General features: G+C 69.9%; 19 protein-coding genes. 5 read left to right on the top strand and 14 right to left on the bottom strand.

Annotated features, from left to right (window positions below):
• The first annotated feature begins 21 nt into the window (after positions 1–21).
• From ACLQ28_RS06640 to rarD, 3 genes are all read left to right on the top strand, one after another.
• The gene (locus tag ACLQ28_RS06640; protein WP_425685280.1) at positions 22–408 is read left to right on the top strand and encodes a phage holin family protein; all 387 of its coding nucleotides are present in this window, start codon (positions 22–24) and stop codon (positions 406–408) included.
• Between the two features lie 128 nt (positions 409–536).
• The gene (locus tag ACLQ28_RS06635) at positions 537–1,034 is read left to right on the top strand and encodes a GNAT family N-acetyltransferase (protein WP_425685279.1); all 498 of its coding nucleotides are present in this window, start codon (positions 537–539) and stop codon (positions 1,032–1,034) included.
• Positions 1,031–1,945, top strand: coding sequence for an EamA family transporter RarD (gene rarD / locus ACLQ28_RS06630; RefSeq protein WP_425685278.1), 915 nt, complete (start codon positions 1,031–1,033; stop codon positions 1,943–1,945). Before ACLQ28_RS06635 ends, rarD begins: the two co-directional genes overlap by 4 nt.
• A gap of 174 nt (positions 1,946–2,119) precedes the next feature.
• Here rarD and ACLQ28_RS06625 read toward each other — a convergent pair whose 3' ends face one another.
• Together ACLQ28_RS06625 and ACLQ28_RS06620 are read right to left on the bottom strand one after the other, a co-directional pair.
• Positions 2,120–2,839: an anti-sigma factor family protein gene (locus ACLQ28_RS06625; protein WP_425685277.1), complete on the bottom strand. Its 720-nt coding sequence runs from the start codon at positions 2,837–2,839 to the stop codon at positions 2,120–2,122.
• Positions 2,836–3,351, bottom strand: a complete 516-nt coding sequence (locus ACLQ28_RS06620; RefSeq protein ID WP_425685357.1) for a sigma-70 family RNA polymerase sigma factor — start codon at positions 3,349–3,351, stop codon at positions 2,836–2,838. Before ACLQ28_RS06620 ends, ACLQ28_RS06625 begins: the two co-directional genes overlap by 4 nt.
• Before the next feature lie 229 nt (positions 3,352–3,580).
• Here ACLQ28_RS06620 and ACLQ28_RS06615 point away from each other — a divergent pair, with 229 nt between their 5' ends.
• Positions 3,581–5,707, top strand: a complete 2,127-nt coding sequence (locus ACLQ28_RS06615) for a PhoX family protein (RefSeq protein WP_425685276.1) — start codon at positions 3,581–3,583, stop codon at positions 5,705–5,707.
• A gap of 102 nt (positions 5,708–5,809) precedes the next feature.
• On the opposite strand, the gene ACLQ28_RS06610 is transcribed toward ACLQ28_RS06615, so the two are convergent.
• The gene (locus ACLQ28_RS06610) at positions 5,810–6,592 is read right to left on the bottom strand and encodes an IclR family transcriptional regulator (protein ID WP_425685275.1); all 783 of its coding nucleotides are present in this window, start codon (positions 6,590–6,592) and stop codon (positions 5,810–5,812) included.
• A 154-nt stretch (positions 6,593–6,746) separates the two neighbouring features.
• Between ACLQ28_RS06610 and ACLQ28_RS06605 the strand changes: the two genes are divergently transcribed.
• Positions 6,747–7,976 (top strand): MFS transporter, encoded by a 1,230-nt coding sequence (locus ACLQ28_RS06605; RefSeq protein WP_425685274.1) that lies wholly within the window; start codon positions 6,747–6,749, stop codon positions 7,974–7,976.
• On the opposite strand, the gene ACLQ28_RS06600 is transcribed toward ACLQ28_RS06605, so the two are convergent.
• The 11 genes from ACLQ28_RS06600 to nuoE form a co-directional block, all read right to left on the bottom strand.
• Complete coding sequence (locus ACLQ28_RS06600; RefSeq protein WP_425685273.1) at positions 7,952–9,037, bottom strand: polyprenyl synthetase family protein; 1,086 nt, start codon at positions 9,035–9,037, stop codon at positions 7,952–7,954. The genes ACLQ28_RS06605 and ACLQ28_RS06600 overlap by 25 nt on opposite strands.
• A 90-nt stretch (positions 9,038–9,127) precedes the next feature.
• The gene (gene nuoN, locus ACLQ28_RS06595) at positions 9,128–10,681 is read right to left on the bottom strand and encodes an NADH-quinone oxidoreductase subunit NuoN (protein WP_425685272.1); all 1,554 of its coding nucleotides are present in this window, start codon (positions 10,679–10,681) and stop codon (positions 9,128–9,130) included.
• A gap of 109 nt (positions 10,682–10,790) precedes the next feature.
• Complete coding sequence (locus ACLQ28_RS06590; protein WP_425685271.1) at positions 10,791–12,326, bottom strand: NADH-quinone oxidoreductase subunit M; 1,536 nt, start codon at positions 12,324–12,326, stop codon at positions 10,791–10,793.
• A 64-nt stretch (positions 12,327–12,390) separates the two neighbouring features.
• Positions 12,391–14,319 carry an NADH-quinone oxidoreductase subunit L gene (nuoL, locus tag ACLQ28_RS06585; RefSeq protein WP_425685270.1) on the bottom strand — a complete coding sequence of 643 codons (1,929 nt, stop codon included), beginning with the start codon at positions 14,317–14,319 and terminating at the stop codon, positions 12,391–12,393.
• A gap of 11 nt (positions 14,320–14,330) precedes the next feature.
• Positions 14,331–14,648 carry an NADH-quinone oxidoreductase subunit NuoK gene (gene nuoK / locus ACLQ28_RS06580; protein ID WP_204942998.1) on the bottom strand — a complete coding sequence of 106 codons (318 nt, stop codon included), beginning with the start codon at positions 14,646–14,648 and terminating at the stop codon, positions 14,331–14,333.
• Positions 14,648–15,418 (bottom strand): NADH-quinone oxidoreductase subunit J, encoded by a 771-nt coding sequence (locus ACLQ28_RS06575; RefSeq protein WP_425685269.1) that lies wholly within the window; start codon positions 15,416–15,418, stop codon positions 14,648–14,650. The genes nuoK and ACLQ28_RS06575 overlap by 1 nt, the downstream gene beginning before the upstream one ends.
• Complete coding sequence (gene nuoI, locus ACLQ28_RS06570) at positions 15,415–16,056, bottom strand: NADH-quinone oxidoreductase subunit NuoI (protein WP_425685268.1); 642 nt, start codon at positions 16,054–16,056, stop codon at positions 15,415–15,417. Before nuoI ends, ACLQ28_RS06575 begins: the two co-directional genes overlap by 4 nt.
• Position 16,057: 1 nt before the next feature.
• The gene (nuoH, locus tag ACLQ28_RS06565; RefSeq protein ID WP_425685267.1) at positions 16,058–17,407 is read right to left on the bottom strand and encodes an NADH-quinone oxidoreductase subunit NuoH; all 1,350 of its coding nucleotides are present in this window, start codon (positions 17,405–17,407) and stop codon (positions 16,058–16,060) included.
• 31 nt (positions 17,408–17,438) lie between these two features.
• Positions 17,439–19,949, bottom strand: coding sequence for an NADH-quinone oxidoreductase subunit G (locus tag ACLQ28_RS06560; protein ID WP_425685266.1), 2,511 nt, complete (start codon positions 19,947–19,949; stop codon positions 17,439–17,441).
• A gap of 55 nt (positions 19,950–20,004) precedes the next feature.
• Positions 20,005–21,321, bottom strand: coding sequence for an NADH-quinone oxidoreductase subunit NuoF (gene nuoF, locus ACLQ28_RS06555; protein WP_425685265.1), 1,317 nt, complete (start codon positions 21,319–21,321; stop codon positions 20,005–20,007).
• Positions 21,318–22,313 carry an NADH-quinone oxidoreductase subunit NuoE gene (gene nuoE / locus ACLQ28_RS06550; RefSeq protein ID WP_425685264.1) on the bottom strand — a complete coding sequence of 332 codons (996 nt, stop codon included), beginning with the start codon at positions 22,311–22,313 and terminating at the stop codon, positions 21,318–21,320. The genes nuoF and nuoE overlap by 4 nt, the downstream gene beginning before the upstream one ends.
• Between the last annotated feature and the right edge of the window lie 44 nt (positions 22,314–22,357).

The raw sequence follows: 22,357 nt of genomic DNA, 5'->3' as shown, positions 1-22,357 counted from the left end.
GTCCGTGGCACGATCCCCGCCATGGGTTTTCTGAAAGGTCTGCTGATTCGGCTGGCCAGCACAGCGTTGGCTTTCTGGCTGGCCACACTCCTCATTCCGGGCATCTCTCTGGAATCCGACTCCGCCGGCGAGACGGTGACCACGCTGCTCCTGGTGGCGGTGATCTTCGGCGTGGTCAACGCGGTTCTCCAGCCGGTCATCAAGACCGTCGGCTGCGGCTTCTACCTACTGACCCTTGGTCTCATCGCGCTGGTGGTGAACGGGCTGCTGTTCCTGCTCACCAGCTGGATCGCCGATCAGGCCGGGCTGCCGTTCTCTGTGGACGGCTTCTGGCCGGCCGCCGTGCTCGGTGCTCTCTTCGTGAGCATCGTGACCTGGATCCTCGGCGCCGTCCTCGACCGGGACTGACCGTCCACCGGCCAGCACCGACCCGGCCCGTCCGGGGCTCCGACCAAGGCCGGAGCCCCGGCGGGCCAATGACCAGAGTTCGGGAATTGGTCGGTACGGGAGCCCACCTCGGCGGTTAACGTCGAGGGGTGTTCTCGCTGACCCGCACCGACGGCCACCTGCTCAGCACCGATCCCGCCCGGCTCGATCTGGACCTGGTGCACCTCTGGTTGTCCACCGACGCGTATTGGGCGCTTGGCCGGGACCGGGAGACCGTCGCGCGGGCGTTCGCCGGCTCACTGCCGTTCGGCGTCTACCGGCCTGAGGACGGCCGCCAGGTGGCGGTCGCCCGGGTGGTCACCGATGGTGCCACCTTCGCGTGGCTCTGCGACGTGTACGTCGACCGCGCCTCCCGGGGCCGTGGGTTGGGTGGGTGGCTGGCCGGCAGCATCCGCGACCATCTGGCCGAGCTGGGCGTACGCCGGATCCTGCTCTGCACGAAGGACGCACACCAGGTGTACGCGCGAGCGGGTTTCACGCCCTTGGACGTGCCGGAACGGTGGATGCAGCTCGACCAGCGTCCGCCGGTGACCCCGGTCACCGGAAAGGAGCAAAGCAGCGGCATGCCCCTTACGGTGGAGGCGTGACGCCACTCCGTCTGGGATACCTCTACGGCCTCGGCGCGTACCTGCTCTGGGGTTTCTTTCCGCTCTATCTCAAGCTGTTGCGCCCGGCTGGCCCGCTGGAGATCCTGGCCCACCGGATCGTCTGGTCGGTGCTCTTCGTGGCCCTGTTGCTGGCCGCGTTGCGCAACGTCGGCTTCCTGCGGGCGCTGCTGCGACGCCCCTGGGCGGTGGCCGGGATCGTCGCCGCCGCCGCGCTGATCGCTGTCAACTGGGGCACCTACATCTACGGGGTCAACTCGGACCGAGTGGTGGAGACCGCGCTCGGTTACTTCATCAACCCGCTGGTCGTGGTGCTGCTCGGGGTGACGGTGCTGCGCGAGCGACTACGCGCGACACAGTGGGTGGCGCTGGGGATCGGTGCCTCGGCGGTTGTGGTGCTCACGGTGGACTACGGCCGGCTGCCGTGGTTGGCGTTGACCCTGGCGTTCAGCTTCGCCGGCTACGGCCTGGTCAAGAAGCGGCTCGGGCTGCCTGCGGCGGAAGGGCTCTTCGTCGAGTCGGCGGTGCTGGCGCTGCCGGCGCTGGGTTACCTGGCCTGGCTGACGAGTCGGGCCGAGTCCACCTTCGGGCACGTCTCGGCCGGGCACACCGCGCTGCTGGTGCTGGCCGGTGCGGCCACGGCGATCCCGCTGCTCCTGTTCGCCGGGTCGGCCAACCGGCTGCCCCTGAGCAGCCTCGGCATGATCCAGTATCTGGCTCCGATCCTCCAGCTCGGCTGCGGCGTGCTGATCTTCCACGAGCCGATGCCTCCGGCCCGCCTCGCCGGCTTCGCGCTGGTCTGGCTCGCCCTCGTAGTCTTCACCGCCGACGCAGTGAGAAACTCCCGCCAAACCCGAACGGAAACCCGCAAACTGCTCATCCCCGCCCCGTAACCCACCCCGCCCCCGCCCCCACCCCCGCGATCTTGCAGTTTCGGTCGCCGATATAGGCACTTCGCCCCTTATGGCAGCACAGAAAGTGCAAGATCGGCGCGCGACGGGTGGGGTGAGGGAGGGCGAGGGCGAGGGGCGGGGCGGGGCGGGGGCGGGCGGGGCGGGCGGGGCGGGTTACGGGACTGCGTAGGTGAGGATTGGTGTGCCGTCGGCTCTTTGGAGTTCGACGCTTACCAGTTCGGCATCGGTGAACCTCGTGGCACCGGTGAACTGGAGGGCGTCGCCCGGTGCGGCCAGCCAGGAGCCGATCTGCTCGCTGGCACCGTTCGGGCCGCGCGCCATCAGCCGGAACGGGTACGCCTTGCCATAGCTCGTCCGCGCGTCGTACCCGCAACGCATGGTCACCTCGGTGCCCCACTCGGTGCCGGTGAGTCCAATGTCGGCATGCACCGGCCCGGCGGCGGCCACCGGTCGCATGGCGACCATCGACACCTGCGGTGCGGTCGTGCTGCCCTGCGCTTCCGGAGGGCCGGGCGGGCTCGCAGGGCCGGGCAGCACCACGGCTGTGCCCACACCGACAACCAGGGCCAGCCCGGCCGCAGCCAGCGTGGTCAGCGCGTACCGTCGTCGGCCCGCAGTGCGTTCCCGACGCCGGCGACGCCGGGCCTCCTCGAGCAGCGCGGGCACCCGGGGCGGAGCCGGCGGCGGCAGGATCTGCTCCAATCCCGCCGGGTCGAGGCGCCCGAGCAACCCGGGCAGGACGGCGATCTCGGCGACCGCCTCCCGGCAGGAGGCGCAACCGCCAAGGTGCCGCTCGTAGGCAGCCCGCTCGGCGGGAGCCAGGGCACCCAGCACGTACGCGCCATCGTCGTGCGCGAACTCGCACCGGGTCATCCCGTCACTCCCATCTCAGCCAGGACCAACCGTAGAGACCGCAGCGCGTAGTGGGTGCGGGACTTCACGGTCCCTGGGGGTACGCCCAGGCGGGACGCGGCCTCAGCCACCGACCGTCCCTGATAGAAGCACTCAACCAGCACTTCCCGGTGGGTCGGGCTGAGTCGGTTCAGCGCCTCGGCGACGGTCCACGCCTCCACCGCCCGCTCGGCCTCGTCGATCACCTCGGGCGGTTCGGGCAGGTCGTCGGTGAACACCTCGCCGACCCGGGAGGACCGCCGCCGCCAGGCGTCGATGGCCAGGTTGCGGGCGGTGGTGAAGAGCCAGGACCGCACCGAACCGCGTTGCGGGTCCAGTGACTCCGGGTGTCGCCAGGCCCGCAGCAACGTCTCCTGCACCAGGTCCTCGGCTCGCTGCCGGTCCCCGTTGACCAGCCGCAGGGCATGGGCGTACAGCGCCTCCGCGTGCTCGTCGTGCAGCGCGCGCAGCAGTTGGGCGTCGTGGTCGCTGATGGCGGTCTCCTCGCTTCCGGCGCGCGTCCGGCGGTGCGTTCGATCAGAAGTACGCGCAGTCACGCCGATCAGTTCAGCCCGAGGTCACACCGGTCACATGCCGGTTGCCGCCCGTGAATGTGTTCACGCCCGGTTCAGCTCAAGGCCGACGAGCGCTCACCACGTTCTCCTAGCGTCCGCCTGGTACGCGCCGCCTGTCGTGCCACCGACTTTTCTGGAGGCTTCTCTCATGAGCGACCGTCCCCGGCTGCTCCCCCTGTTGACTGGCACCCGCCATGGGACCCGTGACGCCATGACCTGCTTGTACCGCTGCGGAAACGCCTGTGACCACCCGGTCCCGAACACCTCCGAGAACGCGTACTTCGGGGACGTCGTCAACGCGGAGGTCTCGCGGCGCGGCGTGGTCCGGGCCGGCGCGGTCGGGGCGCTGGTCCTCGGTTTCGGCGGCGCGGCTGCCGGCGCGCTGGCCGGCGCGGCCCCCGCCATGGCGGCCCCCACCACCCCGGACGTCCCAGAGGCCTTCGGCTTCGGCCGTCCCAGCACCGGTGTCGGCAACGGCGCGTTGACCTTCAAGCCGATCCCGCCGAACAAGCTGGACACCCTGGTCGTTCCGAACGGCTACGACCATGCCGTGGTGATCAAGTGGGGTGACCCGGTGGTGCCGGGCGCGCCGGAGTTCAACCTGCACCACCAGACCGCCGCGGCGCAGTCCAAGCAGTTCGGTTACAACAACGACTTCGTGGGCGTGCTGCCGCTGGACAAGCAGGGCAAGCGGGCGCTGCTCGTGGTCAACCACGAGTACACCAACGAGGACCTGATGTTCCCGGGCTTCCCCGGCCTGGACGGGCTCTCCGTGGAGCAGTTGCGCATCGCCATGGCCGCGCACGGCATGTCCGTGGTCGAGTTGGAGCGGGTCGCTGGCACCGGGCAGTGGAAGCCGGTCGACAACGGCCGCCGGCCGTACAACCGGCGGGTCACCGCGCTCAGCACCAAGTTCGATCTGACCGGCCCGGCTGCTGGCTCGGCTTGGCTGAAGACTGCCGCCGACCCCAAGGGTCGTACGGTCGTCGGCACGCTGAACAACTGCGCCGGTGGCGTGACCCCGTGGGGCACGGTGCTCTCCGGTGAGGAGAACTTCAACCAGTACTTCGTCGGCGCGGATGCCGCTCCGGCCGAGCTGAAGCCGAAGCTGGACCGCTACGGCATCAGCACCGCCAGCCGCTACCCCAGTGGCAGCCGCAAGTGGGAGCGCGCCGACGACCGCTTCGACCTGGCCAAGCACCCCAACGAGGCGCACCGGTTCGGTTGGATCGTCGAGATCGACCCGTTCGACCCGGAGAGCCGCCCGCGCAAGCACACCGCGATGGGCCGGTTCAAGCACGAGGGCGCGAACGTGATCGTGGCCAAGGACGGCCACGTGGTCGCGTACATGGGCGACGACGAGCGGTTCGACTACCTGTACAAGTTCGTTTCGGACAAGAAGTTCATGAAGGGCAACTCCTGGGCTGCCCGTAAGCACAACCTGACCCTGCTGGAGTCCGGCACGCTCTACGTGGCGAAGCTCGACCAGACCAGCGCTGCCGAGATCGACGGCTCGGGCAAGCTCCCCACCGACGGCGCATTCAACGGTCGGGGTCGCTGGATCAAGCTGGTCAGCGGCAACCGGTCGTTCGTCGACGGGATGACCGCCGCGGACGTGCTCACCTTTACCCGGCTCGCCGGTGACAAGGTCGGCGCGACCAAGATGGACCGCCCCGAGGACGTCGAGCCGAGCCTGCTCACCGGCAAGGTGTACGTGGCGCTGACCAACAACACCGACCGCGGCAAGGCCGGCAAGGCGGCAGCCGACGAGGCCAACCCGCGCAACGAGAACAAGCACGGGCAGATCCTGGAGCTGGTCGAGGACCGCAACGACAACACCGCCGAGACCTTCGCCTGGTCACTGCCGATCGTCTGCGGCGACCCGACCGACCCGTCGACCTTCTTCGCCGGGTACGACAAGACCAAGGTCTCCCCGATCTCCTGCCCGGACAACGTCGCCTTCGACGCCACCGGCAACCTGTGGATCTCCACCGACGGCAACCAGCTGGGCAGCAACGACGGCCTGTTCGCCACCGCTGTGGAGGGCCCGGAGAAGGGTCACCTCAAGCAGTTCCTGACCGTGCCGCTCGGTGCGGAGACCTGCGGGCCGTTCATCACCGGCGACAACCGCTCGGTCTTCGTCGCGGTGCAGCACCCGGGTGAGATCACCGGCGCCTCGGTGGAGAACCCGGCGTCGAACTGGCCCGACGGCGACTACGCCAAGCCGGGCGTGGTGGTCACCTGGCGCCTCGACGGCGGCCCAGTCGGCAGCTGACGCCGTACCCACGGCCGAGAGGCCGCTGACGTTGCTCCGGCGGTCCGGCGCTGGACCGCCCCGAGAGGCCCTCTCCCAGCCCGGGAGAGGGCCTCTCGGCGGTCAGCTGTCGGCGGCGATGCCGTCGGCGACGCTGCGGGCCACGGTGAGCAGCTTGGCTCGTACCACCCGGGCGGAGGTCATCATCTCGCTGGCCGGCAACGCGCAGGCCAGCACGACGCGACGCTCCATGTCCTTGTCCGGTGCGACGAGCACCGCCGCGCAGGCCACCCCCTGGCGGAACTGCCCCATCTCCAACTGCATGCCGCGCCGGTCACCGGCGGCCAGGTCGGCCTCGAACGTCTCGGTGGTCGTCAGCGTGGCGGTGGTGAACGGACGCATGCCGTACTCGCGCAGATAGCGGTGACGTTGGTCGGCGGTGAGAGTGGCGAGCAGCGACTTGCCGAGGGCAGTCGCGTGCGCCCCCTCGTCGAAGCCGGGGACCAGGTCCTCCAGGTAGGGCGAGCGGTGCCCCTCGGCGACCGCCGTGAGGGCCACCTGACCGCCGACGAAGCGACCAAGGTAGTGGCTGTAGCCGGTGTCCAGAGCAGCCCGCCGTAGCGTCTCACCGACCGCTGGCGGGCCCCGGAACGCGGTCACCAGCTCCCGGTAACGGTCGGCCACTTCCAACCCCACGATGTACGTGCCGTCCTCGCGACGGATCACGTAGCCCTCGTAGGCGAGGGTGCGGACGAGGTGGTAGGTGGTGGCCACGGTCAGCTCGCACCGCCGGGCGATCTGCTTGACGGTCAGGCCTTTCGGGGCGCGACCGACCGACTCCAGCACCCGCAGCGCTCGGGACACGCTGCGGATCAGGTCCGAAGGTTCTGCCAAGGGGTCGCGCACAACCACCTCCGCCGCCGGGGACTTACACCATATGAAAAACAGGCCCGGTGTGAAATGCCCGTTCGGGTGGAGGATGCCAGATCACCATCCACAGCTTGTGCCCCGTCGGTCACCAAGAGTGGTCTGAGCAGGATTCGCGTAGGTTTGCCGGACGATGACCAACACCGACCTCACTCCCGAAACGCCAAGCGCCCGGCCCCGCCCGATCAGGGCGAGTGCTGGCGCAGTCGTCACCACCGTGGCCTGCGTACTGCCCGTCTTCCTGCTCGGCGGTCTCGCCGTGCAGATGGGCACGGACCTGAACTTCTCCCCGGCCGGCCTGGGCCTGGCCGTGGCCGTCTACTTCGGGGTCAGCGCGCTGGCCTCGGTGCCCTCCGGCCGCCTGGTCGAGCGGTACGGGCCGGCCCTGGTGGCCCGCTGCGGCATCCTGCTGGCCGCCGGGTCGATGCTGGCCGTGGCCGCTCTCGCCCGGTCGTACCCGGTGCTGGTCGGGCTGCTGGCGCTCAGCGCTGCGGCGAACGCGCTCGGCCAGTTGGCCAGCAACGCCGCGCTGGCCCAGCATGTGCCGGCCCGGCGGCAAGGGCTGTCGTTCGGCGTCAAGCAGGCCGCCATTCCGTTCTCCACCCTGCTGGCCGGGGCTGCGGTGCCCACCATCGCGCTCACCGTCGGCTGGCGCTGGGCGTTCGTGGCCGCCGCCGTCGCCGCGTTGACGACGCTGCCCGCCGTACCCCGGCAGTTGCCCGGCCTGGCGCGGCGGGCCGGCGCAACGCGCGCTGGCCGGGCGACCACGGCGCTGGTGGTGATCGGCGCGGCGGCGACACTGGCCGCGGCCGCGGCCAACGCGCTGGGCACCTTCCTGGTGGACTCCGCCGCGGCTCGCGGGCTGTCGCCGGGCCTCGCCGGCCTCACCCTGACCCTGGGCAGCGCGGTCTGCATGGTGGCCCGGGTGGGTGCCGGCTGGCTGGCCGATCGCCGCGACACCGGTCACGTCGCCCTCATCGCGGCGATGCTCGTCGTCGGCGCGGCCGGCCTGGGCCTTCTCGCGATGACCGGCGCGGTGCCGCTGGTGGCCGGCGTGCTGCTCGGCTTCGGCCTGGGTTGGGCCTGGCCCGGCCTGATGAACTTCGCGGTGGTCCGGCTCCACCCACAGTCACCGGCCGCCGCCACCTCGATCACCCAGACCGGGGTGTACGCGGGCGGCTGTCTCGGCCCGCTGAGCCTCGGCCCACTCGCCGCTCACCTCGGCTACCCCGCCATGTGGACAACCGCAGCGGTGGCGATGCTGCTCGCCGCCGCCCTCATGCTCGTCGGCAGCCGCCTGTTGACCCGCGTCGCCGCCGAGGCGAGCGCGGACGCGGATCAGCTGGTGCGGTCGGCGATGTAGTCGCAGAGCGATTCGAGAGCCTGGCGGGACGGGCCCTGCGGAAGCGGGGCCAGGCGCGCACGGGCGTCCTCGGCGTAACTGCGAACGGTTTCCCGGGCCCGCTTGAGCGCCGGGCTCTCCCGCAGCAGCCCCAACGCCTCCGCGTGCAGGGCGTCATCGGTCAGCGCACCGGTCGCCAGGATTTCCCGCAGACGCATCGAGGACGCGTCGGAGTCGTCCGCCGCGCGGGCGTAGAGCACCGGCAACGTCGGGACACCCTCGCGCAGGTCCGTGCCGGGCGTCTTGCCCGACTGCACCGACTCGGAGGCGATGTCCAGCAGGTCGTCGGAGAGCTGGAAGGCGACGCCGATCGTCTCGCCGTATCCGGCGAGGGCCTCGACGTGCTGCACGGGGGCGCCACCGAACATGCCGCCGAAACGGGCCGATGTGGCGATCAGCGAGCCGGTCTTCTCGGCGATCACGTGCAGGTAGTGAGCCACCGGATCGTCGCCCGGGCGCGGCCCCACGGTCTCTGCGATCTGGCCGTGCACCAGGCGGGCGAAGGTGCGCGCCTGCAACCGGACCGCTTCGGGGCCCAGCTCGGCGGCGATGTCCGCCGCCCGGGCGAAGAGGTAGTCGCCGACCAGGATGGCGACCGAGTTGGTCCAGCGGGAGTTCGCGCTCGGCGCGCCCCGGCGGACGGCAGCCTCGTCCATCACGTCGTCGTGGTAGAGCGTGGCGAGGTGGGTGAGCTCCATCACCACGGCAGCCGGGACCACCTGCGGGCCACTGGGGTCACCGAACTGGGCTCCGAGCGCCACAAGCAGCGGCCGGAAGCGCTTCCCGCCGGCCTCGACGAGGTGCCGGGCAGCCTCGGTGACGAACGGGTCGGAGCTGGCCACACTGGCCCGCAACTCGACCTCGACCGCGTCCAGCACACCCAGCACGGACGCCTCGACGCGAGGATCGACGAGGTTGAGACCGACCGCGCCAAACTGACTCGTGCTCGCCCGACCCCGCCGACCGCCGGAGCCGGAGGCACCTGAACGCTCGCCCGCCGGATTCACCACGCTATCAACCATGCCACATGCGTTCGACCTGCTCCGGGTCGGGGATACGCACCGAGGGCCGGCACGTGAACACGTGCCGGCCCTCGGTGATCGAACCCTCGGTCAACGAACGAATTCGGCAGCTCCGGTAGCCAGATCGAGCAGCGGCGCCGGGGCGACACCGAGCACCAGAGTGGCCAGCACGCCGATCATCAGCGCGGCGGCGGTGAGCCCACCGGGCACCGTGACCGTCGGGGTGGACTCGCCCGGCTCGGAGAGCCACATCATCACCACGACCCGCAGGTACGGGAACGCCAGCACCATGCTGGTCAGCACACCGGCGATCACCAACCAGGCCTGACCGCCCTCCAGCGCCGGGCCGAAGATGGCGAACTTGCTGGTGAAGCCGCTGGTCAGCGGGATACCGGCGAAGGCCAGCAGGATGAAGGTGAACAGCCCTGCGAAGAACGGCGACCGCCGGCCCAGCCCGGCCCAACGGGACAGGTGGGTGGCCTCCCCGTCGGCGTCACGCACCAGGGTCACCACCGCGAACGCGGCCAGCACCGAGAAGCCGTACGCGACCAGGTAGAACATCGTGCCGGAGAGCCCGTCACGGCTCGGCGCCAGCACACCGACCAGCAGGTAGCCGGCGTTGGCGATCGAGGAGTACGCGAGCAGCCGCTTGATGTCGGTCTGGGTGACCGCGAGCACCGCACCGACCAACATGGTCAGCACCGCCACCGCGCCGAGGACCGGCGTGAAGTCCCAGGAGGCGTCGGCGAACGCGACGTGGAAGACGCGCAGCAGCGCACCGAACGCGGCGACCTTGGTGCAGGCCGCCATGAAGCCGGTGACCGGGGTCGGCGCACCCTGGTAGACGTCCGGAGTCCAGACGTGGAACGGTGCCGCCGCGGCCTTGAAGAGCAGGCCGATGGAGAGCAGCGCCATGCCGGCGAAAAGCAGCACCTGACTGGCCGGCGAACCGGTCACCGCCGCGTCGATGGTGGCGAAGTCGACGCCAGCCGTGCGGCCCGGGGTGCCTGCGGTGAAGCCGTAGATCAGGGCCACGCCGAACAGGAAGAACGCGGAGGCGTACGCGCCGAGCAGGAAGTACTTCATCGCCGCCTCCTGGCTCAGCAGGCGCCGGCGACGGGCCAGCGCGCAGAGCAGGTAGAGCGGCAGGGAGAAGACCTCAAGCGCGATGAACATGGTCAGCAGGTCGTTCGCCGCCACGAAGATCAGCATGCCGCCGATCGCGAACGTGGCGAGGGGGTAGACCTCGGTGAGGCCGTTGCGCCCCTCGGCCTGCCGCCTGTCGTCGGCCGACTCGGCGGTCACCGCCGCCTGGGCGACGAACGCCCCGCCCCGCTCCACCGAGCGGTCACCGATCAGCAGCAGCGCCATCGCGGCCAGCACCAGGATCGCGCCCTGGAGGAAGAGCGTCGGCCCGTCGATCGCGAGGGCCTGGCCGGCGGTGATGATCCGCTCGTCGGCGTTGAGGACCACCATGGTCAGCGCCGCGAGCACCGCCAGCAGCGCCAGCGTCAGCTGCACCACGTGTCGCCAACGCCGAGGCACGAATGCCTCCACCAGCACACCGAGCAGCGCGGTACCCAGCATGATCAGGATCGGAGAGACCGCCGAATAGTTGATCGACGGCAGGTTCAGCTCGGTCACAGTGCCGGCCTTTCGTTCGCGACTGCGCAACACGTTGCCCGCGACTGCGGGGCTCGCTTCGCTCTCTCCTCGCGCGGGCGGATGGGGCTCGCAAGCTCACTCCTCGCGCTCACCGGCCTGCCTCCTGGACGGTGCCGCCCACGGACGGGGCCGGGTCGGTTCTGCCGATGTCGTCCATGGTCGCCTGGACGGCCGGGTTGATCACGTCAGTGACCGGCTTGGGGAAGAAGCCGAGCAGCACGATCAGTGCGATCAATGGGGCGACCACGACCTTCTCGCGCAGGTTGAGGTCCCGGCGCATGCCGTCGACCTCGGTCAGCGCCGGGTTGAGCGTGCCCTGGGTGGTGCGCTGCACCATCCACAGCACGTACGCGGCGGCCAGGATGATGCCGACCGTGGCGATGACGGCCACCGGCTTGTTCACCGTGAAGGTGCCGATCAGCACCAGGAACTCGGAGATGAACGGCGCGGTCCCCGGCAGCGCGAGCGAGGCGAGACCGGCGAAGAAGAGCACCCCGGCGAGCAACGGCACCAACTTGCCGGCACCACCGAAGTCGCTGATCAGCGACGAGCCTCGCCGGGAGATCAGCATGCCGACCACCAGGAACAGCAGGCCGGTCGCCAGACCATGGTTGAGCATGTAGAGCACCGCACCAGTGCCGGCCTGCGTGGTGAACGCGAAGATGCCCACCCCGATGAAACCGAAGTGCGCGATCGAGGTGTACGACACCAGCCGCTTGAGGTCGTTCTGGCCGACCGCCAGCAGCGCGGCGTAGACGATGCCGATCACGCCCAGCGCCAGCGCCCACGGCGCGAACCACTTCGACGCCTCAGGGAACAGCGGCAGGCAGTAGCGCAGGATCCCGAACGTGCCGACCTTGTCGAGCACACCGACGAGCAGTGCTGCGGCGCCCGCCGGGGCCGCACCACCGGCATCGGGCAGCCAGGTGTGGAACGGGAAGAACGGGGCCTTGATGGCGAACGCGAGGAAGAAGCCGAGGAACAGCCAACGCTCGGTGCCGGTGCTGATGTCGACCTGCGAGAGAGCCTGCCAGTCGAAGGTCTTTCCACCGACCACCCACAGCCCGATCACCGCGGCCAGCATGAAGAGGCCGCCGACGAGGGAGTAGAGGAAGAACTTCACGGCCGCGTACTGCCGCTGGTGGCCGCCGTAGCTGCCGATGAGGAAGTACATCGGGACCAGCATGACCTCGAAGAACACGTAGAACAGGAAGACGTCGGCGGCCGCGAAGACGCCGATCATCGTGCACTCGAGGACCAGCAGCAGCGCGAAGTAGACGGGCACCGACCGCTTCGACGACTCGGCGTCGTGCCAGGACGCCAGGATCACCAGCGGCACCAGCACCGCGATCAGCATCAGCATCACCAGCGCGATGCCGTCGGCGGCGAAGGTGAAGCTGACACCCCAGTTCGGGATCCACGAGTACGACTCGCGGAACTGGAAACGGTCACCGCCGGCGTTGAAGCTGACCCACATCACCACCGAGAGCACCAGCACGAGCAGCGACCAGGCGAACGCCACCTGCTTGGCCAGCTCCGGCCGGTGGCGCGGCAGGAAGGCCACCACCAGGGCGCCCACCAGTGGCGCCACGGTGAGCACCGAGAGGAACGGGAAGTTGGACATTATGCGGCCTTACCTCCGTCGTCACTGCGTGGTCCGCCGGCACGGGCGGCCGGAAAGAGGTCGATCACGCCAACCACCCCGCCTGCACCGCCAGGAACGCCGCCATCACCAGCAGCGCACCGGCCAGGATCGAGGTGGCGTACGAGCGGACGAAGCCGGTCTGCATCCGCCGAAGCCGACCCGAGCCCCCGCCGACCGCGGCGGCGAGCCCGTTGACGAGCCCGTCGATGCCCCGGTTGTCGAGGTAGACCAGGGCCCGGGTGAGGAAGATGCCCGGCTTCTCGAAGACCGCCTCGTTGACCGCGTCGGTGTAGAGGTTGCGCCGGGCGGCGGTGACCAGCACCCCGGCCGGCTGCGGCGCGGTGGCCGTGCCAGCCCGGAACAGGAACCAGGCCAGGCCCGCGCCGAGCGCGGTGACCAGCAGCGACAGGATGGTGACCACCTCGTGGGAGAGCACCCCGTGCGCCTCGCCGGCGGCTTCCTCGCCGAGCACCGGAGTCAACCAGGAGGCGACGCCGCCGTTCCAGACCATCAGTCCGCCGGCCGCCATCGACCCAACCGCCAGGAGGATCAGCGGGATGGTCATCAGCATCGGCGACTCGTGCGGATGCTCGATGTCCTCGGTCCACCGCTTCGGGCCGTGGAACGTGAGCACGAAGAGCCGGGTCATGTAGAACGCGGTCAGCCCGGCGCCGAGCAGCGCCGCACCGCCGAAGAGCCAGGCGGTCCAGTCCTCCCGCTCGAAGGCGCTCGCGATGATCGGTTCCTTCGAGAAGTAGCCGGAGAGGCCCGGGAAGCCGATGATCGCCAGCCAGCCCATCATGAAGGTCAGCCAAGTGATCTTCATGTGCTTCCAGAGGCCACCGAAGCGCCGGATGTCCACCTGGTCCTTCATGCCGTGCATGACCGAGCCTGCGCCCAGGAACATGTTGGCCTTGAAGAATCCGTGTGCCAGCAGGTGGATGATCGCCAACGCGTACGCGCCACCGCCCAGGCCGACACCGACGAACATGTAACCGATCTGGCTCACCGTCGACCAGGCGAGCACCCGCTTGATGTCGTCCTTCGCCGCACCGATGATGCAGCCCACCAGCAGGGTGAGCGCACCGACGCTGAGCACCACGAGCTGGAGGGTCGAGTTGGCGGAGAAGATCGGGTTGGAGCGGGCGATCAGGTAGACACCCGCGGTGACCATGGTGGCCGCGTGGATGAGCGCCGACACCGGGGTCGGGCCCTCCATCGCGTCCGGCAACCACGCCTGCAGCGGGAACTGACCGGACTTGCCGGTCGCACCGAGCAGCAGCAACAGGCCGAGGACCAGCACGGTGGCGCCGGTCAGCGAACCGACACCGTTGAACACCTCGTCGTACTGCGTGGTGCCCAGCGTGGCGAACATGATGAAGATGCCGATGGCCAGGCCGGCGTCGCCGACCCGGTTCATCAGGAACGCCTTCTTGCCGGCGGTGGCCGCGCTCGGCCGTTCGGTCCAGAAGGAGATCAGCAGGTACGACGCCAGACCGACGCCCTCCCAGCCGAAGTAGAGCATCACGTAGTTGTTGCCGAGCACCAGCAGCAGCATCGCCGCGACGAACAGGTTGAAGTACGCGAAGAACCGGCGACGGCCCGCGTCGTGCGCCATGTACTCCACCGCGTACAGGTGGATCAGGAAACCCACCCCGGTGATCAGCAGCACGAAGACCGCGGCCAGCGGGTCGAACAGCAGGCCGAAGTCGACGCGCAGGTCACCGACCGCGATGAAGTCCCAGAGGCTCAGCTCGACCGACTTGTTCTCCAGGCCACGCAACTGGAAGAAGAACGACAGGCCGAGCACGAACGCGGCACCGATGGCGGCGACGCCCAACCAGTGCCCCCAGCGGTCGGCACGCCGACCGAGCAGCAGCAGGATGGCCGCGCTGAGCAGCGGGATCGCCACCAGCAGCCAGACGCCCCCGAGCAGCCCCGTGGCCTGGGCGTATTCCACAGTCTCTTCCACCGGTGGGCCCCTTAGTACTTGAGCAGGTTGGCGTCGTCGACACTCGCCGAGCGTCGCGTCCGGAAGATGGACATGATGATCGCGAGCCCGACCACTACCTCGGCCGCCGCCACCACCATCACGAAGAACGCCATGATCTGGCCGTTGAGGTCACCGTTGATCCGGCTGAAGGTGACCAGCGTCAGGTTGGCCGCGTTGAGCATCAGCTCCACGCACATGAACAGCACGATCGCGTTGCGCCGGATCAGCACCCCGGCGGCGCCGATGGTGAACAGCACCGCGGCGAGGACCAGGTAGTAGTTCGGCTCGACCGAGAAGAACGTATCCATTAGTTGTTCGTCCCCTTCAGCGCGGTCTCCTCGGCGGTCAGCTCGCGCTGCGGAAGGATCGCCGGCGTGCTGCGGTCGGTCAGGCGGCCGTCGGGCAACCGGGCCGGCGTGGCCACCGAGGAGGAGGTCGCGAAGACGCCCGGGCCGGGCTTCGGGCCGGGGTAGTTGCCCGGGGCGAAGCGAGCCCGCATCGTCGACGGCTGGTCGATCTTGTCCTGCTTGCGCCGCTCGACGTGGGCCAGCACCATGGCACCGACCGCCGCGGTGATCAGCAGCGCCGAGGTCAGCTCGAACGCGAACACGTACTTGGTGAACAGCAGCCGGGCGATGCCCTGCACGTTCCCCTCCGCGTTGACCTGCTCCAGGCCGACCGCGGTGGTCTTCTCCAGCGCCTGGTAGACGCCAGTGCCCACCAGGCCGGCGAAGCCCAGGCCGAGCAGGATCGCGGCGACCCGCTGGCCGCGCAGCGTCTCGATCAGCGAGTCCGTGGAGTCCCGACCGACAAGCATCAGCACGAAGAGGAACAGCATCATGATCGCGCCGGTGTAGACGATGATCTGCACCATGCCGATGAACGGACCGGCCTGGAGCACGTAGAACACGCCCAGGCAGAGCATGGTCAGCACCAGCCAGAGCGCCGAGTGCACGGCGTTGCGCGCGGCCACCATCCCGATCCCGCCGATCAGCGCGAGCGGCGCGAGGATCCAGAAGGTGACCGCCTCGCCGCCGGACACCGAACCCGCCGCGGCGAGGACCGTAGACGTGGTCATGCTCCCTCTCCCTTGCCTGCCGCCACGCGCTGGGCGGCCTGCTCGGCACCCGGGAACGTCACGCCGGGGTGCTCCTCGACCTCGTAGCGGCCGGGGCTCATCGGGGACGTCTCCGCACCGGCGGACGTGCCCGGGTTGTCCAGCGCGCCGACGTAGTAGTCCTTCTCGCTGTCACCCAGCCGCATCGGGTGCGGCGGCTGCTCCATGCCCTCAAGCAGCGGCGCGAGCAACTGCTCCTTGGTGAAGATCAGGTCTTGCCGGTTGTCCCGGGCCAACTCGTACTCGTTGCTCATCGTGAGCGACCGGGTCGGGCAGGCCTCGATGCACAGCCCGCAGAAGATGCACCGGGCGTAGTTGATCTGGTAGATGCTGGCGTACCGCTCACCCGGCGAGAAGCGCTGCTCGTCGGTGTTGTCGCCACCCTCGACGTAGATCGCGTCCGCCGGGCAGGCCCAGGCGCACAGCTCGCAGCCGATGCACTTCTCCAGGCCGTCCGGGTGCCGGTTGAGGATGTGCCGCCCGTGATAGCGCGGCGCCGACACCGGCGGCTTGAACGGGTAGTCGGTCGTGACGACCTTCCTGAACATGTGCGAGAAGGTGACACCGAATCCCTTGAACGTTCCGGTGATCGCGCCCACGTCACACCTCCCTGGAGTCCGAGCCGGCGACGATGTTGGCCGGCTCCCGCTCGGCGACCACGCGCGTGATGCGCGGGCTCGGTGGTACCTGTAGATCCATTGGTGGCAGCGGGAAGCTTCCGTACGGCCGGCTGTCGACCTGTTCCTGTGCCGTCGGCTTGGGCTGCGGGCGGCGGCTGGGCCAGAACAGCGTGGCGATCAGCAGGAGGCCCGCCGGGATGCCGACGGCGATCACCTTGCCGCGCGAGTCCCAGTCTTCGATGGACCGGAGGCCCGACAGGACCAGGATCCAGACCAGGTTGATCGGCAGCAGCACCTTCCAGCCGAGGCGCATGAACTGGTCGTAGCGCAGCCGGGGCAGCGTGCCGCGCAGCCACACGAAGACGAAGACCAGCGCGATCACCTTGCCGAAGAACCAGAGCATCGGCCACCAACCGGAGTTGGCGCCCTCCCAGATGGTGATCGGCCACGGCGCTCGCCAGCCACCGAGGAACAGCGTGGTGGTGACCGCTGACATGGTCACCATCGCGACGTACTCGCTGAGCATGAAGAGCGCGAACTTCAGCGAGCTGTATTCCGTCATGAAGCCCGCGACCAGCTCGGACTCGGCCTCGGGCAGGTCGAACGGCGCCCGGTTGGTCTCACCCACGGTGGCGATGAAGAAGATGACGAAGCTGGGCAGCAGCAGGATCGCGTACCAGCCCGGCGCCGGGATCTCCCAGCCGTTGATGGTCAGCCGCGTGGCGTCGCCCTGAGCGGCGACGATCCCGCTGGTGCTCATCGTGCCGGCCGTCATGAAGACCGCCACGATGCTCAGCCCCATGGCGACCTCGTAGGAGATCATCTGGGCGCTCGACCGCAGGCCACCGAGGAGCGGGTAGGTCGAGCCGGAGGCCCACCCACCCAGCACGGAGCCATAGATGCCCATCGAGGAGCAGGCCAGCAGCAGCAGCACCGCGACCGGCACGTCGGTGACCTGCAACGCCGTGTGGTGGCCGAAGATGCTCACCATCGGGCCGAACGGCACCACCGACAGAGCGGTGACCGCGCAGATCACCGAGATGGTCGGGGCGAAGAAGTAGACGACCTTGTCGGCCGCCTTCGGCAGGATGTCCTCCTTGAAGGCCATCTTCAGGCCGTCGGCGAGGGTCTGCAGCAGGCCGAACGGACCGACCTGGTTGGGGCCGGGCCGCACCTGCATGTAGCCGACCACGCGCCGCTCGAACCAGACACCGAGCAGGGTGGCCAGCAGACCGAAGGCGAACGCGAAGACGATCTTGCCGAGGACCAGCCACCACGGATCCTGGCCGAAGTCGGCCAGCGTCGGATCCTGGGCGAGGAGGAGACTCACAGTGCCCACCTTTCGTTCGCGACTGCGGCGCTCACTGAACACCCCCAGCGTTGAGCTTCGAACCCGGGAGGCCGGTCTCGTCGGCCGCCACGCGCCCGGCCGGGATGGCCGAACTCGGTGCGGGGACGGAGATCCGGACGACCGCGCCGGACGTCGCCCCGAGGCTGCGTCGCACGGTCGAGCCGGGTGAGTTGGTCGGCAGCCAGACCACGCCGTCCGGCATTTCGGTGAGCTCAGCCGGCAGGGTCAGTGCCCCCCGGTCGGTGCCGACCGTGACCGCGTCGCCGTCGACGACACCGAGTGCCTCGGCGGTGCCCTTGCCCAGCCGAACCACCGGCGGGCGGGCAGTGCCGGCGAGGTTCTCGTCGCCCTCGGTCAGGGTGCCGAGGTCGACCAGCTGGTGCCAGGTGGCCAGCACGGCCTCCCCGTTGCCCGGCTGCGGCACCCGGCCCGGCGCCACCGACGGCGCGGCCGGCCGAGACGTACGCGTCGCCGGCAGCGTGCCCAGCTCGCGACGCACGCTCGGCACGTCCGCGGTGCCGAGCCGCACGTCGAGCAGCGCGGCCAGCGCGTCGAGCACCCGACCATCGGTCATCGCCGCGGTGTTCAACACCGGCTCGAACGGGCGCAGCCGGCCCTCCCAGTCCAGGAAGCTGCCGGCCTTCTCGACCACCGGGGCGATCGGCAGCACCACGTTCGCCCGCCGGGTCACCGCGCTGCTGCGCAGCTCCAGGCTGACCAGGAACGGCACCGCGTCCAGGGCCGACTCGGCAAGTCGCGGGTCGGCCAGGTCGGCCGGGTCGACACCGCCGACGACCAGCGCGCCGAGCTGGCCGTTGGCCGCGGCGGCGAGGATGCCGTCGGTGTCCCGACCGGCCTGGCTCGGGATCACCCCGGCCGGAATGTCCCACGCCTCACCCAGCTCGGCCCGTGCGGCCGGCTCGGTGACAAGCCGCCCACCGGGGAGCAGGTTGGGCAGGCAGCCCGCGTCGACCGCGCCTCGGTCACCCGCGCGCCTCGGCACCCAGGCAAGCTTCGCGCCGGTACGCCGGGCCACGTCCGCCGCCGCGGAGAGCCCGCCCGGCACGCTGGCCAGCCGCTCACCGACGATCAGGATCGCGCCCGGCGCGCTCAGCGCCTCGGAGACCGTGGCGTGCTCGGCGAGCACGCTGGCCTCCTCGCCCGGCACGACCCGGGCCAGCTTGGCACCGAGCTTCTCCAGGCCGCGGGTGGCGAACGGCGCCAGCGCGTACACCGTCAGGGTCTTCTTCAGGTACGCCTTGCGCAGCCGCAGGAAGAGGATCGGGCACTCCTCCTCCGGCTCCAGGCCGACCAGCACGACCGCCGGCGCGTTCTCCACGTCGGTGTAGGTGACGTCGGTGACCCCGGCGACCGAGCTGGCCAGGAAGTCGGCCTCCTCGCGGGAGACCGGCCGGGCCCGGAAGTCGATGTCGTTGGTGTTCAACGCGACCCGGGCGAACTTCGCGTACGCGTACGCGTCCTCGACCGTCAGCCGGCCGCCGGTGAGCACCGCCGTGCCCTGCCCGCTCTCCCGTGCCGCGTGCAGCCCCTCGGCGGCCACGGTGAGTGCCTCGCTCCAGGAAGCCTCGCGCAGCTCACCGGTGCGCTCGTCGCGGACCAGCGGGGTGGTCAGCCGGTCGGTGGCCCGGGTGTACTGGAAGCCCCACCGGCCCTTGTCGCAGTTCCACTCCTCGTTCACCGCCGGCTCGTCGCCGGCCAGCCGCCGCAGCACCTTGCCGCGCCGCCAGTCGGTGCGCTGCCCGCAGCCGGCCGAGCAGTGCTCGCAGACGCTCGGGCTGGAGACCAGGTCGAACGGGCGAGCCCGGAAACGGTACTGGGCACCGGTCAGGGCGCCCACCGGGCAGATCTGCACGGTGTTGCCGGAGAAGTAGGAGTTGAACGGGACGTCTCCACCGGCGTCGCCCTCTTCGCCGTACGCGTCGTCCCGGTAGATGTTGATCTCCTCGGCGGACGACCGGCCCATCAGATCGATGAACTTGTCGCCGGCGATCTCCTCGGAGAACCGGGTGCACCGCTGGCAGAGCACGCAGCGCTCCCGGTCCAGCAGCACCTGGCTGCTGATCGCCATCGGCTTCTCGTACTCCCGCTTGTGCTCGTGGAAGCGCGAGTCGGTGCGGCCGGTGGACATCGCCTGGTTCTGCAGCGGGCACTCGCCGCCCTTGTCACACATCGGGCAGTCCAGCGGGTGGTTGAGCAGCAGCAGCTCCATCACCCCCTCCTGCGCCTTCTTGGCGACCGGGGAGGTGATCTGCGTGCGAACGACCATGCCGTCGGCGACGGTCTGGGTGCAGGAGGCGACCGGCTTGCGCTGCCCCTCCACCTCGACCAGGCACTGCCGGCACGCGCCGGCCGGAGCCAGCAGCGGGTGGTCGCAGAACCGGGGGATCTCGGTGCCCATCTGCTCGGCGACCCGGATCAGCAGCGTCCCCTTGGGGGCGGTGACCTCGACGCCGTCGATGGTGAGCGTGACGGTCTCGGTCTGCTTGGCTACATCGGTCATCAGAGTCGCCTTCCATTCGCGACTGCGGGACTCGCAAGCTCGTTCCTCGCGCTCATCAGTGAGCCCCCACCAAGGTCTTCTCTGACAGCTTCGGTGCGGTCCGTCCCTCGATGTAGTCGAGGTAGTCCTGCTTGAAGTACTTCAGTGACGAGGTCACCGAGCTGGTCGCGCCGTCACCCAGACCACAGAACGATCGGCCGAGGATGTTGTCGCAGGTGTCCAGCAGGGTGTCCAGGTCCTCGTGGGTGCCCTGCCCGGCGAGGATCCGCCGGTAGACCCGGACCATCCAGTAGTTGCCCTCGCGGCACGGGGTGCACTTGCCGCACGACTCGTGGTGGTAGAACTCCAGCCACCGGTACGTCGCGTACACCGGGCAGTCCTGGTCGGAGAAGATCTGGGTGGCCGTGGTGCCCAGGATCGAGCCGGCCGCCGCCACACCCTCGAAGTCCAGCGGCACGTCCAGGTGCTCGGCGGCGAGCAACGGGGTGGACGATCCACCCGGGGTCCAGAACCGCAGGTTGTGCCCGGGCTGCATCCCGCCGGCCAGCTCCAGCAGCTCCCGCAGCGTGACGCCCATCGAGCACTCGTACTGGCCGGGATTGGCGACCCGGCCGGACAGCGAGTAGATCATCGGCCCGGAGGACTTCTCGGTGCCCATGGACTTCCACCAGTCGGCCCCACCGAGCACGATCGGCGGCACGCTGGCGATGGTGCCGACGTTGTTCACCACCGTCGGGCTCGCGTACAGGCCGTGGGTGGCCGGGAACGGCGGACGCAGCCGAGGCTGACCCCGGAACCCCTCCAGCGAGTCCAGCAGCGCCGTCTCCTCGCCGCAGATGTACGCCCCGGCGCCGGAGTGCACCACCAACTCCAGGTCGTAGCCGGTGCGCAGGATGTTCCGGCCGAGATAACCCTTGTCGTACGCCTCCTGGACGGCGCTGCGCAGCCGGCGCGCGGCGTGCACCGCCTCGCCCCGGATGTAGATGTAGGCGCGGTTGGCCCGGATCGCGTACGACGCGATGATCACGCCCTCGACCAGCGCGTGCGGGTCGTGGGTCATCAGCGGCAGGTCCTTGCAGGTGCCCGGCTCGCCCTCGTCGGCGTTGACCACCAGGTAGTGCGGCTTGCCGTCGCCCTGCGGGATGAAGCCCCACTTGAGGCCGGTGGGGAAGCCGGCGCCGCCTCGGCCACGCAGCCCGGAGTCCTTGATCAGCTGGATCAGGTCGTCCGGGTGGGCCTTGAGCGCCTTGCGCAGTGCGGCATAACCGTCCAACTGCTCGTACGTGCCGATGCGCCAGGCATCCGGTGACAGCCAGCGCTTGGTCAGCACCGGCGTCAGCTTGGCCAGCGTCTCCGGGCGGGGAGTGGTCACTTCTGGGCCCCCGTTTCGCTCTCGGCGGCGGAGTTCGCGCCACCGGCGCTCGCCGACGCATCGTTGAGGTTGCGCTCCTGCGGGCCAGTGGCGTCACCGGCGGGTTTGCCGTCGCTGGCCGGCGGGTTTGCCGCCACCCCGGCGGCCTCTGCCTTCTGCGCGTGGCGCGGGCCGGGCGGCGAAGTCTCCGCCGGCACCGTGGCGGAAGCGCCGTCGCCACCCTTCACCGGGCTGTCCGGCTTGGCGGGCTCGACGGCCTTCGCGGTGGCCTCGGCGGCCTTGGCCTTCGCCGCCGCCTTGTCCGCCTCCGCCTTGCTGCGGATCGGGGTGTTCGGGTCGAAGCCCGGCACCGAGACACCGTGCTGCTGTGCCAGCCGCAGCCCGCGCAGGGTGGGCTCGCCCGGGCCGCCGTCGGCGACCGCGCCGTCGCGATCGTCGGCGAAACCGGCGAGCTGCACCGCCATTTCCTTGAGGGTGCAGAGCCGGGCACCACGGGTCGGCATCGGCCGCTCGCCCGCCCGCAGCTCGTCGACCACACCGATCGCGGTGGACGGGTCCACGCCGTCGAAGAAGTCGTAGTTGACAGTCATCACCGGGCCGTAGTCACACGCGGCCAGGCACTCGGCGTGCTCCAGCGTGATCGTGCCGTCGGCGGTCGTCTCGTCGTGCCCGACACCCAGGTGCTCGGAGAGGGTGTCGTAGATTTCCTGGCCGCCGAGCACATTGCACATCGTGTTGGTGCAGACGCTGACCAGGAAGTCACCGGTCGGCTTGCGCTTGTACATCGTGTAGAAGGTGGCCACCGCGCCGACCTGGGCCTTGTTCAAGCCCAGCACCTCGGCGCAGAACGTGACCCCGGCCGGGGAGACGTACCCCTCTTCGGCCTGCACCAGGTGCAGCAGCGGCAGCAACGCCGAGCGGGACCGGTCCGCCGGGTAACGGGCGATGATCTCGCGCGCCCGCTCCCGGGTCTCTTCAGTGAAAACACTCATCGGCGTCGCCTTCCCGTTCGCGACTAGACTGGCGTCTGCCCGCG

The organism is Micromonospora sp. DT201 (assembly GCF_049841575.1).
In the GTDB taxonomy this organism is placed as follows: Bacteria; Actinomycetota; Actinomycetes; order Mycobacteriales; family Micromonosporaceae; genus Micromonospora.
Note: the sequence above shows the minus strand (reverse complement) of the source record. Positions and strands in the feature narration are given on the sequence as shown.